14 protein-coding genes are annotated in these 14,907 nt (G+C 62.8%); 8 read left to right on the forward strand and 6 right to left on the reverse strand.

Annotated features, from left to right (window positions below):
* Nucleotides 1-177: 177 nt before the first annotated feature.
* Genes C2H86_RS15855 through C2H86_RS15865 form a run of 3 tightly spaced genes read left to right on the forward strand, consistent with a single transcriptional unit; the run spans nucleotide 178 to nucleotide 2,790 of the window.
* Entirely contained in the window at nucleotides 178-1,614 is a 1,437-nt protein-coding gene (locus C2H86_RS15855) for a cytochrome ubiquinol oxidase subunit I (RefSeq protein ID WP_159408858.1), read from the forward strand.
* A gap of 3 nt (nucleotides 1,615-1,617) precedes the next feature.
* Entirely contained in the window at nucleotides 1,618-2,625 is a 1,008-nt protein-coding gene (gene cydB, locus C2H86_RS15860) for a cytochrome d ubiquinol oxidase subunit II (protein ID WP_159408859.1), read from the forward strand.
* 9 nt (nucleotides 2,626-2,634) lie between these two features.
* The gene (locus tag C2H86_RS15865) at nucleotides 2,635-2,790 is read left to right on the forward strand and encodes a DUF2474 domain-containing protein (protein ID WP_016489104.1); all 156 of its coding nucleotides are present in this window, start codon (nucleotides 2,635-2,637) and stop codon (nucleotides 2,788-2,790) included.
* A gap of 30 nt (nucleotides 2,791-2,820) precedes the next feature.
* On the opposite strand, the gene C2H86_RS15870 is transcribed toward C2H86_RS15865, so the two are convergent.
* Both C2H86_RS15870 and C2H86_RS15875 read right to left on the reverse strand, forming a co-directional pair.
* Nucleotides 2,821-3,945: a methyltransferase gene (locus C2H86_RS15870; protein WP_159412944.1), complete on the reverse strand. Its 1,125-nt coding sequence runs from the start codon at nucleotides 3,943-3,945 to the stop codon at nucleotides 2,821-2,823.
* Nucleotides 3,946-4,038: 93 nt separating this feature from the next.
* Complete coding sequence (locus C2H86_RS15875; protein WP_159408860.1) at nucleotides 4,039-4,749, reverse strand: autoinducer binding domain-containing protein; 711 nt, start codon at nucleotides 4,747-4,749, stop codon at nucleotides 4,039-4,041.
* A gap of 213 nt (nucleotides 4,750-4,962) precedes the next feature.
* Here C2H86_RS15875 and C2H86_RS15880 point away from each other — a divergent pair, with 213 nt between their 5' ends.
* Nucleotides 4,963-5,739: a ferredoxin--NADP reductase gene (locus C2H86_RS15880; RefSeq protein WP_159408861.1), complete on the forward strand. Its 777-nt coding sequence runs from the start codon at nucleotides 4,963-4,965 to the stop codon at nucleotides 5,737-5,739.
* Between the two features lie 32 nt (nucleotides 5,740-5,771).
* On the opposite strand, the gene mscL is transcribed toward C2H86_RS15880, so the two are convergent.
* Entirely contained in the window at nucleotides 5,772-6,191 is a 420-nt protein-coding gene (mscL, locus tag C2H86_RS15885) for a large-conductance mechanosensitive channel protein MscL (protein ID WP_159408862.1), read from the reverse strand.
* Between the two features lie 176 nt (nucleotides 6,192-6,367).
* Here mscL and radA point away from each other — a divergent pair, with 176 nt between their 5' ends.
* Complete coding sequence (gene radA / locus C2H86_RS15890; RefSeq protein ID WP_060485566.1) at nucleotides 6,368-7,735, forward strand: DNA repair protein RadA; 1,368 nt, start codon at nucleotides 6,368-6,370, stop codon at nucleotides 7,733-7,735.
* 60 nt (nucleotides 7,736-7,795) lie between these two features.
* On the opposite strand, the gene C2H86_RS15895 is transcribed toward radA, so the two are convergent.
* Both C2H86_RS15895 and C2H86_RS15900 read right to left on the reverse strand, forming a co-directional pair.
* On the reverse strand, nucleotides 7,796-9,313 hold the full coding sequence (locus C2H86_RS15895; protein ID WP_159408863.1) for a nucleobase:cation symporter-2 family protein: 1,518 nt from the start codon (nucleotides 9,311-9,313) through the stop codon (nucleotides 7,796-7,798).
* A 260-nt stretch (nucleotides 9,314-9,573) separates the two neighbouring features.
* Nucleotides 9,574-9,939, reverse strand: a complete 366-nt coding sequence (locus C2H86_RS15900) for a PilZ domain-containing protein (protein WP_159408864.1) — start codon at nucleotides 9,937-9,939, stop codon at nucleotides 9,574-9,576.
* A gap of 165 nt (nucleotides 9,940-10,104) precedes the next feature.
* Here C2H86_RS15900 and C2H86_RS15905 point away from each other — a divergent pair, with 165 nt between their 5' ends.
* From C2H86_RS15905 to yjiA, 3 genes are all read left to right on the forward strand, one after another.
* Complete coding sequence (locus C2H86_RS15905; RefSeq protein WP_159408865.1) at nucleotides 10,105-12,171, forward strand: carbon starvation CstA family protein; 2,067 nt, start codon at nucleotides 10,105-10,107, stop codon at nucleotides 12,169-12,171.
* Between the two features lie 13 nt (nucleotides 12,172-12,184).
* Nucleotides 12,185-12,382 carry a YbdD/YjiX family protein gene (locus tag C2H86_RS15910; protein WP_103449033.1) on the forward strand — a complete coding sequence of 66 codons (198 nt, stop codon included), beginning with the start codon at nucleotides 12,185-12,187 and terminating at the stop codon, nucleotides 12,380-12,382.
* Between the two features lie 78 nt (nucleotides 12,383-12,460).
* On the forward strand, nucleotides 12,461-13,438 hold the full coding sequence (yjiA, locus tag C2H86_RS15915; RefSeq protein ID WP_159408866.1) for a GTPase: 978 nt from the start codon (nucleotides 12,461-12,463) through the stop codon (nucleotides 13,436-13,438).
* Here the strand turns inward: yjiA and C2H86_RS15920 are convergent.
* Nucleotides 13,398-14,885, reverse strand: a complete 1,488-nt coding sequence (locus C2H86_RS15920) for a methylenetetrahydrofolate reductase C-terminal domain-containing protein (protein ID WP_159408867.1) — start codon at nucleotides 14,883-14,885, stop codon at nucleotides 13,398-13,400. The genes yjiA and C2H86_RS15920 overlap by 41 nt on opposite strands.
* Between the last annotated feature and the right edge of the window lie 22 nt (nucleotides 14,886-14,907).

Below are 14,907 nucleotides of genomic sequence, written 5' to 3' on the forward strand. Positions count from 1 at the left end.
ATGCTTCCTAGCAATCGTTGATCTGGATCAATCGTTCCAGATCTAACGAATTGGCCCTCGGGCCGGAATCCCTGCGATCGAACAGAACAATTCCAGCGTGCCGCACTCGACTACCGTGGGGGCAGTGGGCGACGGGGCCACAAGCCCGGACGCCGGATTATCTGAAGAGGAAGCACCATGTTCGGAATAGAGGCCTTAGAGCTCGCCCGAATGCAGTTTGCCTTTACCGTGTCGTTCCACATCCTGTTCCCGGCCATCACCATTGGCCTGGCGAGCTACCTGGCAGTCCTCGAAGGCCTCTGGCTGCGGACCCACGAGCAGGTCTACCGTGACCTCTACCACTTCTGGTCGAAGATCTTCGCCGTCAACTTCGGCATGGGCGTGGTCTCCGGCCTGGTCATGGCCTACCAGTTCGGCACCAACTGGAGCCGCTTCTCCGACTTTGCCGGCTCCATCACCGGCCCTTTGCTCACCTATGAAGTGCTCACCGCCTTCTTCCTCGAGGCAGGTTTCCTGGGCGTCATGCTGTTTGGCTGGAACCGCGTTGGCCGTGGCCTGCACTTCTTTTCCACGGTAATGGTCGCGCTCGGCACCCTGGTCTCGACCTTCTGGATTCTCGCCTCCAACAGCTGGATGCAGACCCCTCAGGGCCACGAGATCATCGATGGCCGGGTGGTGCCGGTGGACTGGTTTGCGGTGGTATTCAACCCGTCGTTCCCCTATCGCCTGATGCACATGGCCACTGCTGCCTTTGTGTCCACGGCCTTCTTCGTCGGCGCTTCGGCGGCCTGGCACCTGCTGCGCGGGCGTGACAACCCGGCGGTGCGCAAGATGCTGTCGATGGCCATGTGGATGGCCCTGGTCGTCGCCCCGATCCAGGCGGTGATCGGTGACTTCCACGGCCTCAACACGCTCAAGCACCAGCCTGTGAAGATCGCCGCGATCGAAGGCCACTGGGAGAACGTGCCCGGTGAGCCGACCCCGTTGATCCTGTTCGGCATCCCCGACATGAAGGCCGAAACCACCCGTTTCAAGGTCGAGATCCCGGCGCTCGGCAGCCTGATCCTGACCCACAGCCTGGACAAGCAGGTGCCGGCGATGAAGGAGTTCCCGCCTGAGGACCGGCCCAACTCGACCATCGTGTTCTGGTCGTTCCGGATCATGGTCGGGCTCGGCTTCCTGATGATCTTCGTCGGCCTGTGGAGCCTGTGGCTGCGCAAGCGCGGCACCCTCTACACCTCGCGGCCGTTCCTGCATCTTGCGCTGTGGATGGGGCCTTCCGGGCTGATCGCGCTGCTCGCTGGGTGGTTCACCACCGAGATCGGCCGCCAGCCGTGGGTGGTGTATGGCCTGATGCGCACCGCCGATGGTGTGTCCAACCACAGTTATGCACAGCTCGGCTTCACCCTGGTGGCGTTCGTGGTGGTGTACTTCGCCCTGTTCGGCACCGGCCTTGGCTACATGATGCGCCTGGTGCGCAAAGGCCCGCAGACTGGCGAAGGTGACGAAGCCAACCCCGGTGGCCCTGGCACCAAGCGCACGCCGGCACGGCCGTTGTCTGCCGCCGATGACAGTGCTGATGCCAATTCCACCAGCCTGAGCAAGGGGAACTGAGCCATGGGTATCGACCTTCCGCTGATCTGGGCCGTGATCATCATCTTCGGCGTCATGATGTACGTAGTGATGGATGGTTTCGACCTGGGCATCGGCATGCTCTTCCCCTTCGTCAAGGGCGAGCGTGACCGCGATGTGATGATGAATACCGTCGCGCCCGTCTGGGACGGCAACGAAACCTGGCTGGTGCTGGGCGGCGCCGGGTTGTTCGGCGCGTTCCCGATGGCCTATGCCGTGGTGCTCGAAGCGCTGTACCTGCCGTTGATCCTCATGCTGATCGGCCTGATCTTCCGCGGCGTGGCGTTCGAGTTCCGCTTCAAGGCCACCGCCGAGAAGCGCCACATCTGGGACAAGGCCTTCATCTGGGGCTCGCTGATCGCTACGTTCTTCCAGGGCGTGGCGCTGGGCGCCTTCCTCGAAGGCTTCAAGGTGGTCGACCGGCACTTCGCCGGTGGCACCCTCGACTGGCTGACGCCATTCAGCCTGTTCTGCGGCCTTGGGCTGATCGTCGCCTACACCCTGCTGGGCTGTACCTGGCTGATCATGAAGACCGAAGGCGACCTGCAGTTGAGGATGCACGACCTCGCCCGGCCGCTGGCGCTGGTGCTGCTGGCTGTGATCGGTATCGTCAGCCTGTGGACCCCGATCGCTTATCCACAGATTGCCGACCGCTGGTTCAGCATGCCCAACCTGTTCTGGTTCATGCCGGTGCCGCTGCTGGTGCTGGTGACCTTCTACGGCTTGCTCAAGGCAGTGGCGCGCAATGCGCACTACACGCCGTTCCTGCTCACCCTGGTGTTGATATTCCTGGGCTACAGCGGGCTGGGCATCAGCCTTTGGCCGAACATCATCCCGCCGACGATCTCGATCTGGGATGCAGCAGCGCCGCCACAGAGCCAGGGCTTCATGCTGGTGGGCACGTTGTTCATCCTGCCGTTCATCCTCATGTACACCTTCTGGAGCTACTACGTGTTCCGCGGCAAGGTGACCCATGAAGACGGCTATCACTAGGAGGGCCGCATGATGACCGGTAAACATGGCCTGGAAGAGAAGAAACCGCTGTGGCAGCGGCTGGGTTGGCTGGTGCTGATCTGGGCGATGAGCGTGGCGGCCCTGGGCGTGGCGGCCTGGGTGATGCGCCTGTTCATGGGGGCCGCTGGCCTGACCACCCATTGACTGAAAGGGGGCGCCTGGCGCCCCCTGCCTTTATTTACGCGCCTTGAGGATCACGAATTTCGGGGTTGCAGCTACCTGCTCCACGCCACGGAACAACCGCGCCAGCTTGCTGTGGTAGCCCAAGTGGCGGTTGCCGACGATGTACAGCGCACCGCCCACCACCAGTGCCTCGCGCGCCTGCTGGAACATGCGCCAGGCGAGGAAGTCACCCACCACCTGCTGCTGGTGGAACGGTGGATTGCACAGCACTACTTCCAGCGACTGTTTTTCCACCCCGGCCAGGCCATCTCCCGGCAAGACCGTTACCAGCCGCTCACCCAGAGCCGCTTGCCAGTTCTCCTGCGCCGACTGCACCGCCATGTACGATTCATCGACCAGAGTGAAATGCGCGTCCGGGTTGGCCAGTGCGCTGGCAATGGCCAGCACGCCGTTGCCGCAGCCCAGGTCGGCTACCCGGGCATTGCCCAGGTTGCGCGGCAAGTGGGGCAGGAAGGCACGGGTGCCGATATCCAGGCCCTCGCGGCAGAACACATTGGCATGGTTGACCAGCTCCAGTGCCGGCGTGTCGAGTTGGTAGCGGGTCGGGTAGGGCGACCTTGCGGCAGGGCGGTCGGCAACTGTGGCTGTCAGCAAGCGGGCCTTTTTCTGTGCCAGCGAAGCCTGTACCGGGCCGATGTACTTTTCCATCAGGTCACCGGCCGCGCGCGGCAGGTGCTTGATCATGGCACCGGCAATCACCTGGGCGCCGGGTGCCAGGTGACCTTGCAGGCGGATCAGCTGTTCTTCAAGTAGCGCGAGGGTCTTCGGCACGCGCACCAGCACGCGGTCGAACGGGCCCTGCCAGTGCTCGCTGGCCGGCACGAAGGGCACGCTGTCGAACGCCTTGCCATTACGCGTCAGGTTTTTCTCCAGCGCCATGTGCGCCAGGTGCGAGTCGCCGCTGCTGACTACCTGCAGATGATCGGCCAGGCTGGCCGCCAGGGCGCCGAAGCTGTCGTTGAGCACCAGCACCCGGCTGCCGGCGTCCAGGCCCTGCCCATGCAGCTGTTCGAGCAGGTATTCATCGGCGGCATCGAAGGCTTGCAGCGGGTCGTTGGCCTGGTCCGGCTGGCGGATCAGGTCGAGTTCGGCGTAGGGAGTGGTCAACAGGGGCATGGCGTCTGGCTCGGGTACGGATCTGCCCATGGCAGTTCGCCACGAGCTTTGGTACGCGATTCTACAGGGCTTTGCCCGAGGCCGCAGGCCTGGCTACTGTTCGATCAGGCCGCGCATCATGGCGATGGCGATGGCACCGGCCTTGTTGGCGGCGTTGGTCTTGGTGATCACACTGCGAATGTGGAAGTTCACCGTGCTTTGCGACAGCATCAGGATGCAGGCAACGTCGGCGGCGGTCTTGCCGGCAGCCGACCACTTCAGCACTTCGATTTCGCGCTCGCTCATTTTCAACGGTGTGCTGAGTTTGTCCAGGTGATATTCGCTGATGATCGCGTGCAGGCTGTGGCACAGCCATTGCACCTTGCAGGATTTGTCGTACAGCTCGGCGATGCTCACCTCTTTGCTGGGCCTGCAAATGCTGACTTGGCTCTCATTATGCTGAAGGTCATGCAAGGACTGCGTCCAGCCATGGCGCAGCCCGTGTGCGCAAGCCTGCTCGCGGAAGTCGGGTACTTCGTGGTACAGGTCGTCGGTCCACAATACCGGCAAGGTCGAGCTATGGCTTCGGGTCGCCGCTGCGTCCCGCTTGTAGAAATCGTCGCGCTGGTAGCGCTCGATCCACGCGACTGGATAGTTGCTGTAGAGGAACTGCCGTGGCGATTGGGCTGCCAGTTGAATGCGCACTTTCAGCCCCAGGAACTTCATGTCGAGGTCTTGCGCCAGGTGCACAGCGAGATCAAAAACCTTTTGCGGTGTGCTTTCGCTTATCAGCTGATGGAGATGCTCATGATTCCACTGAAGCATCAGTCACACTCCCTGAGATGTGGTGAATCCGATCCGTTTGCATACCGGGATGATTGTAGGAAAAGACCGACTGTCATGTTGGGATTTTTTGTTATAGAGGCCGCTTTTTTCATGTGTCCCGGCACCGCCGCCGGGCTGTGCCCCTACTTTCCGGCGGTTTTTATCCACGCCGCTTTGCGCGACACTGGGCGCACGCCATATACGGAGCCCGTCATGACCCCCAGTGCCGACAAGTTTACCCGCCAGACCTTGCTCGACGTCCAGCCGCTGACGCCAAACCTGTTCAGCCTGCGGGTTACGCGTGATCCAGGGTTTCGCTTCCGGGCCGGCCAGTTTGCCCGGCTGGGCGTGACCAAGGCCGATGGCAGCGCGGTCTGGCGTGCCTATTCGATGGTCAGCGCCCCCCATGACGAATACCTCGACTTCTTTTCAATCGTGGTTCCGGGTGGCGAATTCACCAGTGAGCTGAGCCGCTTGGGCGAGGGCGATAACCTGTTGATCGACCGTCAGGCGTTCGGCTATCTGACCCTCGACCGCTTCGTCGGCGGTCGCGACCTGTGGCTGCTGGCGACCGGTACTGGCATTGCGCCCTTCATGTCGATCCTGCAGGACTTCGAGGCCTGGGAGCGCTTCGACAACATCAAGCTGGTGTACTCGGTTCGCGAGGCGAAAGAGCTGGCGTATGTAGATGACATCGCCGCGCTGGAGCAGCGGGAATACCTGGCCGAGTTCGCTGGCAAGCTGCAGTTCATTCCGGTGGTTACCCGTGAGCAGCACCCGGGGGCATTGAATGCGCGTATCACCACGCTGATCGAGAATGGCGAGCTGGAAAAGGCGGCGGGCCTGGAGCTGTCGCCTGAGCATTCGCGGATCATGCTCTGCGGCAACCCTGAGATGATCGACGAGACACGCAAGGTGCTCAAGGCGCGTGACCTGCAACTGAGCCTGAGCAAGCGGCCGGGGCAGGTGGCAGTGGAAAACTACTGGTAATGCAAAGGGGCCGCGATGCGGCCCCAGCCATTTCAGGGCAACCGATTCTGGTTCTGCGCCTTGAGCAGGTCGCGGATCTCGGTCAGCAGGGTTTCCTGCGGGGTGGGGACTGGCGGCGTGGTCGGTGCCACGGCTTCTTCGCGCTTGAGGCGGTTGATTGCCTTCACGCCCATGAAGATGGCGAACGCGACGATGAGGAAGTCGATCACGGTCTGGATGAACTTGCCGTAGGCCAGTACCACTGCGGGCACATCACCTTCGGCAGCCTTCAGGGTGATTGCCAGGTCACTGAAGTCGACGCCGCCGATCAGCAGGCCCAGTGGTGGCATGACCACGTCACCGACGAAGGACGAGACGATCTTGCCGAAGGCCGCGCCGATGATGATACCGACCGCCATGTCGACGACATTGCCTTTGACCGCGAAGGCCTTGAACTCACTGATCATGCCCATGTTTGGTTCCTTGTAACAAATGGTGAGGTTAACGCAGTGTAAGCCACTAAAATGCTTCATGCGTTGGCTTCAGGGGTAGTGACTGCGGTTAGAACGAATAGTTTTGTCGCATCCCGACGCGTTCGAGACACGTCGGCCTCGGCTATCATGGCGGTTTTTTCCAGGAGACCCTGCCCATGGCCAAGGCCAAGCGTTTGTATGGCTGCACCGAGTGCGGCGCGACCTTCCCCAAGTGGGCTGGCCAATGTGCCGACTGCGGGGCCTGGAACACCTTGGTCGAAACCATGATCGAAAGCGGCGGTGCGGCTGCCCCCAGCGGCCGCGCCGGCTGGACCGGGCAGCAGGCGCAGATCAAGACCCTGGCTGAAGTCAGCGTCGAAGAAATCCCGCGCTTCACCACCAGCAGCACCGAACTCGACCGCGTGCTCGGCGGTGGCCTGGTCGATGGCTCGGTGGTACTGATAGGTGGTGACCCGGGGATCGGCAAGTCGACCATCCTGCTGCAGACGTTGTGCAACATCGCCGTGGGCCTGCCCGCGCTGTATGTCACCGGTGAAGAGTCGCAGCAGCAGGTGGCCATGCGCTCGCGGCGCCTGGGCCTGCCCCAGGACCAGCTCAAGGTGATGACCGAGACCTGCATCGAAACCATCATTGCCACCGCACGGGTGGAAAAACCCCGGGTCATGGTGATCGACTCGATCCAGACCATCTTCACCGAGCAGTTGCAGTCCGCCCCTGGCGGCGTGGCCCAGGTGCGCGAGAGCACAGCGCTGCTGGTGCGTTATGCCAAGCAGAGTGGTACGGCGATCTTCCTGGTCGGCCACGTCACCAAGGAAGGCTCGCTGGCCGGGCCGCGGGTACTGGAGCACATGGTCGACACCGTGCTGTACTTCGAGGGCGAGTCCGACGGCCGCCTGCGTCTGCTGCGGGCGGTGAAGAACCGCTTCGGCGCGGTCAACGAACTGGGCGTGTTCGGCATGACCGACCGTGGCCTTAAAGAGGTGTCCAACCCCTCGGCGATCTTCCTCAACCGCACTCAGGAAGAAGTGCCCGGCAGTGTGGTCATGGCCACCTGGGAAGGTACCCGGCCTATGCTGGTCGAGGTACAGGCGCTGGTCGATGACAGCCACCTGGCCAACCCGCGGCGGGTCACTCTGGGCCTGGACCAGAACCGCCTGGCCATGTTGCTGGCGGTACTGCACCGTCACGGTGGCATTCCCACCCACGACCAGGATGTCTTTCTAAACGTGGTCGGTGGTGTGAAGGTCCTGGAGACGGCCTCGGACCTGGCGTTGCTGGCAGCGGTGATGTCCAGCCTGCGCAACCGGCCGTTGGCCCATGGGCTGCTAGTGTTTGGCGAAATTGGTCTGTCGGGCGAAGTGCGGCCTGTGCCCAGTGGCCAGGAGCGCCTGAAAGAAGCGGCCAAGCATGGCTTCAAGCGCGCGATCGTGCCCAAGGGCAATGCGCCGAAGGAGCCGCCAGCAGGGCTGCAGGTGATTGCCGTGACCCGCCTGGAGCAGGCGCTGGATGCATTGTTCGAATAAACAAAAAGGGGGAGCCGATGATGCGCATCGGCTCCCCCCACGTCACCACTCAGTCAGCGGTCAATGTTCGGCAACCGCACTGCGCCTGGGCGCCTGGTTGCCGTGCTCGTCCAGTTCCATCACTGGCACTTCCTTGTCATCGGCATCGAACAGCTTGCCATCCTTGAAGTAGTCACCATCACGCAGGCACGAGATGTCCGAGTATTGGATGGTACGTTCGTACGCCGCGGCGAATACCGACTGGTTCTCCGAGTTGCCCGTCTTGAAGTGGTTGAACAGCAGGTTCAGCAGGATGGCCATGATTGCCGCCGAGCTGATCCCCGAGTGGAAGATGGTCTCGAACCAGTTCGGGAAGTTGTGGTAGAAGGTCGGCGCGGCGATCGGGATCATGCCGAAGCCCAGCGAGGCAGCGACGATGATCAGGTTGACGTTGTTCTTGTAGTTGACCTTCGACAGGGTGCGAATACCGCTGGCGGCCACGGTGCCGAACAGCACGATGCCCGCGCCACCCAGCACTGGGGTCGGCACGGCGGCAATCACCCGGCCCATCACCGGCAGCAGGCCGAGCACCACCAGGATCACACCGCCGGTGGCCACCACATAACGGCTCTTGACCCCGGTCACGGCCACCAGTCCGACGTTCTGGGCGAAAGCGCTCTGGGTGAAGGAGCCGAAGATCGGCGCCAGGATGCTCGATGCCATGTCGGCGCGCAGGCCGTTGCCCAGGCGCTTGGAGTCTACCTTGGTGTCGATGATCTCACCCACGGCGAGGATGTCGGCCGAGGTTTCCACCAGGGTCACCATGATCACGATGCACATCGACAGGATCGCGGCGATGTGGAATTCCGGCATGCCGAAGTGGAACGGGGTGGGGAGGGCAAACATCGGGCCTTGGCTGACTTTGCTGAAGTCGGTCATGCCCAGTGCCCAGGCGATCAGCGTGCCGACCACCATGGCCAGCAGGATCGACAACCGCGAAATGGTTGCGCTACCGAGTTTACTCAGCACCAGGACGATGGCGAAGGTCAGTGCAGCCAGGCCGATGTTGGCCACGCTGCCGAACTCCGGCGAAGCGCTGTTGCCGCCCATCACCCAGCGCGCGGCGACAGGCATCAGGGTCAGGCCGATGGTGGTGATGACGATGCCGGTCACCAGCGGCGGGAAGAACTTGGTGATCCGCGAGAACACCGGGGTGATCAGGAAACCGATCACCGACGCTGCCATAACCGCGCCGAGCACGCCCGGCAGGCCGCCACCGCCCTCGCTGCTGAGGATGGCGCCCATGGTCGCCACGCCGGCGAACGATACGCCCTGCACCAGCGGCAACTGGCAACCGAAGAACGGGATGCCCAGCGTCTGCAGCAAGGTTGCCAGGCCACCGGCAAACAGCGAAGCGGCAATCAACATGCCGATCTCGGCACCGTTGAGGCCGGCTGCCTGACCCAGGATCAGGGGTACCGCGACGATCCCGCCATACATGGTCAGCACATGCTGCAGACCATAGGCCAGGTTGGCACCCATCCCGAGGTTTTCGTCCTCGGGGCGCTGGGCGGGAGACGTGCTAGGGGACGTAGTCATGGAGCAGGCTCTCTGTTTATTGTTGTGGCACTACTGTAGACATTTCCTACAAATGATTGCCACATAAATTGTATACAAGTTTTTGATCGGAGCGCGTACAGCTAGCCTTGCAATGTGTGCAAGGCTTCAATGCAGGACGCGTACCAAGTGATTGAATGCGGTGTTAGAGGGGTGTGTACAAAGCACTGCTACCCAGGCAGAAAGCTGTCTGGGTAGACAAGAAACAAAAGGTGGGAAGGCCGATAGCCAGCTAACAGATTCTATTCTTCGATGAGTTCGCGCAGCTCGCGCATCATTTCGGTGCTATCTGCCAGGTTCAATTCCACAAGACGGTGCAAATGGCTCATTGAGACGACGTCGATGTATAGGCAGATGAAGCCTAGGCGGGTGGGTTCCTCATGGCGCAGTTCCACCTGCATTTGCACCCGCACCTCAGGGTTCAGGTGGATGACTGCATCGAAGTCCTGGGTCAGGTCGGCGTCCCAGGGTTCGGGGCACTTGACCAGCATGCCCTTGAGCGACACATCCAACAGTTTTACCGGCCAGCGGCGGTCGCCCTGGCGCAGCTCGGTAGGGGCATCGAAATCGATGCGCTGGAAGCGGCGGCGTTCGTCGTGATCGCTCATGGGTAGGTCCTCGGGTGACATCCTGACTATAGTTAACTGGATATGTGCATCAGGTACCGCAATCTGGCCGCAGAGGCTCTAGACCAAAGCAAGTGTGGCAATGCGCGATGACACGCCCTAGACTCGATGGGCGGTCTTTTCCAATCCACCAGCTGGAAGCAAACCATGAACAACAATAATAGCCTGCTACGCCACATTCCGTGGCTGGCGCTGGCAGTCATAGGGGCCTGCGCGCTGGGTGTGGTTGCCCTGCGTCGCGGCGAGGCGATCAATGCCTTGTGGATCGTGGTCGCTGCGGTGGCCATCTACCTGGTCGCCTACCGTTACTACAGCCTGTTCATCGCCACCAAGGTGATGCAACTCGACCCTCGCCGAGCCACCCCTGCGGTGCTCAACAACGACGGTCTGGACTACGTTCCGACCAACAAACACATCCTCTTCGGTCACCACTTCGCCGCCATCGCTGGCGCCGGCCCCCTGGTCGGCCCGGTACTCGCCGCGCAAATGGGCTACCTGCCCGGCACGCTGTGGCTGATTGCCGGCGTGGTGCTGGCCGGTGCGGTGCAGGACTTCATGGTCCTGTTCCTCTCCACCCGCCGCAACGGCCGCTCGCTGGGCGACATGGTGCGCGAGGAGATGGGCCGCATCCCGGGGACCATCGCCCTGTTCGGCTGCTTCCTGATCATGATCATCATCCTCGCGGTGCTGGCACTGATCGTGGTCAAGGCCCTGGCGGAGAGCCCATGGGGCATGTTCACGGTGATGGCGACCATCCCGATCGCGATGTTCATGGGCGTGTACATGCGCTACATCCGCCCGGGCCGCATCGGCGAGATCTCGGTGGTCGGCGTGGTACTGCTGCTGGCGTCGATCTGGCTGGGGGGCCAGATTGCAGCCGATCCGGTCTGGGGCCCGGCGTTCACCTTCACGGGCGTACAGATCACCTGGATGCTGGTCGGCTACGGCTTCGTCGCTGCCGTGTTGCCGGTCTGGCTGGTACTGGCGCCGCGTGACTACCTGTCGACCTTCCTCAAGATCGGGACCATCATCGCCCTGGCCATCGGCATCCTGGTGACCATGCCCGAGCTGAAAATGCCGGCGCTGACCCAGTTCACCGACGGCACCGGCCCGGTGTGGAAGGGCACCCTGTTCCCGTTCCTGTTCATCACCATCGCCTGCGGCGCGGTGTCCGGCTTCCATGCACTGATCTCTTCGGGGACCACGCCGAAGCTGCTGGACAACGAAGCCAACGCCCGTTACATCGGCTACGGCGGCATGCTGATGGAGTCGTTCGTCGCCATCATGGCCATGGTTGCCGCCTCGGTGATCGAACCGGGCGTGTACTTCGCCATGAACAGCCCGGCCGCCGTGGTTGGCGCCGACGTGGCTTCGGTGGCGCAAACGGTCAGCAGCTGGGGCTTCATGATCACCCCTGAGCAGCTCGAAGCGGTGGCCCGCGACATCGGCGAACACACCGTACTCGCTCGTGCCGGTGGTGCACCGACCCTGGCCGTGGGTATCGCGCAGATCCTGCACCAGGTGCTGCCGGGTGAAAACACCATGGCCTTCTGGTACCACTTCGCGATCCTGTTCGAAGCACTGTTCATCCTCACCGCAGTGGACGCCGGTACCCGTGCCGGTCGCTTCATGCTGCAAGACCTGCTGGGCAGCTTCGTGCCAGCCCTCAAGCGCACCGAGTCGTGGACCGCCAACCTGATCGGCACCGCTGGTTGCGTGGCGCTGTGGGGCTACCTGCTGTACCAGGGCGTGATCGACCCACTGGGCGGTATCAACACCCTGTGGCCGCTGTTCGGTATCTCCAACCAGATGCTGGCCGGTATCGCCTTGATGCTCGGCACCGTGGTGTTGATCAAGATGAAGCGCGAGCGCTACATATGGGTCACCCTGCTGCCGGCTGCCTGGCTGCTGATCTGCACCACTGCGGCGGGCCTGATCAAGCTGTTCGACCCGAACCCGGCCGTCGGCTTCCTGGCCCTGGCCAAGAAGTACAGCACCGCGCTGGATGCCGGTCAGGTCCTGGCCCCGGCCAAGGATATCAACCAGATGCAGCACGTGATCTTCAACGCTTACACCAACGCCGGCCTGACCATTCTGTTCCTGCTGGTGGTGTTCAGTGTGCTGTTCTTCGCCCTCAAGGTCGGCTACGCCGCCCTTGGCCGCAAAGAACGCACCGACAAGGAAACCCCGTTCCAGGCCCTGCCTGACGCTTGAGAGGACTGCAGTGATGTTCAACGACCTGGGTCGACTGGGTAAGTACCTGGGGCAGGCAGCCCGCCTGATGGTCGGCATGCCCGACTACGACAACTACGTCGAGCACATGCGCAACAAGCACCCGGACCAGCCGGTGATGACGTACGAGGCGTTCTTCCGCGAACGTCAGGAAGCACGTTATGGTGGCAAGTCCGGGCCCAAGTGCTGTTGAACCTGCAACGTGCGTGAACCTGTGGGAGGCCGGGCAACCGGCCTCCCACAATCATTTTCAGCTTCAGGAGATTTTTGCGTGCAGACGCCCATTCCCGTAACGGTCCTCACCGGTTTTCTCGGTGCCGGCAAGACCACGTTGCTCAAGCACATGCTCAAGGCCGAACACGGCCTGAAGATCGCCGTGATCGAGAATGAGTTCAGCGAGGCCGGCATCGACAGCCAGCTGCTCGGCGACGAGCCGGTTCAGGTCATGACCCTGGCCAACGGCTGCGTGTGCTGCAGCATCCATGGCGACCTGACCCGCGCCCTGTACCTGTTGCTCGAGCGCCTGGACGCTGGCGAGATCGCCTTCGACCGCCTGGTGATCGAATGCACCGGCCTGGCCGACCCGGCACCCGTGGCGCAGACCTTTTTCATTGATGAAGAACTGCGCGATCGCTACATCCTCGACGGCATCATCACCCTGGTCGATGCTGCCCACGCCGAGGTGCACCTGACCCAGACCATCGCCCAGGCCCAGGTCGGTTTTGCCGATCGCCTGCTGCTGAGCAAGACCGACCTGGTCGAACCGGCTGCGGTGGAGGCCCTGCGCGAGCGCCTGGCGCGGATCAATGGCCGCGCAGCCATCCGTGTGGTCGAACATGGCCGCATCGACCTCGCCGAGCTGCTCGATGTGCGCGGCTTCAACCTGAACCCGGACCTGGGCGCCAACCTCAAGCCAAGCCTGCGCCCGGTGCTCAAGCCGGCAACGCCGGACCGGATTTCCACCTTGGTGCTGCGCACCGATACCGCTTTGGACATCGACCGCCTCAGTGACTTCATGAACGAATTGCTGGAAGAGCACGGCAAGCAGTTGCTGCGCTACAAAGGCGTGCTGAACATTGCTGGCGAGGAGCGTCGCCTGGTGTTCCAGGGCGTGCTCAAACTCTACGGCTTCGACTGGGACGCCGAATGGGCGGCAGGCGAGCAGCGCGAAAGCGTGATGGTGTTCATCGCCGATGAACTGCCCGAAGCTAAGATTCGGGCTGGGTTCGAGGCGCTGGCTGCGGGCTGAGCTGGCGCGGCGGCTGAGCCTCGAACCACTGCGGCCAGGAGCTGCGGTGGCGTGTCTCGACCTCGATGCACGGGATCAGTCGCTCAGTGAGCACGGCGGTTTGCCGCACGGCCTTGGCGGTGCGGTACTTGACGCTGTGGATGCACTCACGGTCGCCAAACTCGCAGCGGTTCAGCGCCGTGCCACCGCAAGGGCCGTTGGCCAAGCCTTTGGGGCAAGTTTCCGGGCAGGTGTAGAGGGTGTCTTCCAGGCGGCAGCGGCCGCAGGTGTCGCAGCCAATCAACGGGCGTTTGACCGCCCGTTCCAGCCCGTGCAACACCCGCGCCCCACGCTTGGTTGCCCACAGTGGCTGGCGCACGGTCCAGCCGAACGCCTTGCTGAGCCAGTTGGTGCGGCTGAACAGCAGAGAATGGGCGCCGTGCAGCAGGTGATAACGGAGTTTCTCCTTGCCTGAGGCGCTGACGGTCGATTCACCCTGGTGCCAGTTGCCCTGTGGCGGATGGAACGCGACGATGGGCAGGCCTGGCATCTGCCAGCTGTCGGCCCAGGCGGGCGCCCAGTGCTCCAATGAGTGGATCTGCGCCTGCCAGTGTTCCAGGCGCGCTTCCAGTGCCAGCAGCTGTTTGAGTTCGTGAATCCCCGACAGGTGCACGCCTGCATATCCCATCAGCTTCACACCGATGATCTGCAAGGCCAGGCGGTCGACGCTGCGCGCCTGGGCGAAAGCCTTGGACACCTTGCTCTCGGCTTCAAGCAGGTCGCGCATCGAAGGCGAGACGGTTACCCCCGCCACATGCTCGAGCATCGTCGCGCGGCCGTGGGTCAGGCTCATCAGGCAGGCCAGCATCGGTTTGGGCGAGGCCTGGCGCTGCATCCAGTGGATGGCTTCCTGGTGCTTGCTGGCATCGAAGCCCAGTTGCAGGGTAAGGAAGTCGGCGCCGGCGGCGAGTTTCTTCTCGGCCTTGAAGTACTGTGCGCCGCCTTCTTCCTCGTGGTACTTGAACGGGTTCAGTGCCGCGCCGAGCAACCAGTGCGGGCAGGCCTGGCGCGCAATCAGCAAGGCCGCGACCGACTCCAGGTAGCGCACCGGGCGTTCGCCGGGCTGGTGGCCGGGCAGGCGATCGCCGGTGAGCAGCAGCAACTGATCGAGGCCGGCGGCGTCCATGCGCTGCAGCTGAGCCAAGAGATGATGGCGCTCGCGGTCCTTGCCGGAGAAGTGCGGCAAGGCGGGGAGTGGGGTGCTGAAAGAGCCGAGGGCGTCCAGTGGCGACATGTCCAACGGGCTGCCCACGCGGTCGCCGATGGCGACGGTCATGGGCCAGCCGCACAACTGCCCGCGGGCCATGATCGCCTCCATCGCGGCGAAGCGTTCCGCCGAGGGTTTGGGGACGAATTCCATGACGCAGACGAAGTGTTTTTCGCGCAGCGCGGCTTTCAGCAGGCTCATGGCTCGAGGGCACCTGGCGTAT

Origin of the sequence: Pseudomonas putida (assembly GCF_009883635.2) — a bacterium.
GTDB classification, from domain to species: Bacteria; Pseudomonadota; Gammaproteobacteria; order Pseudomonadales; family Pseudomonadaceae; genus Aquipseudomonas; species Aquipseudomonas putida_W.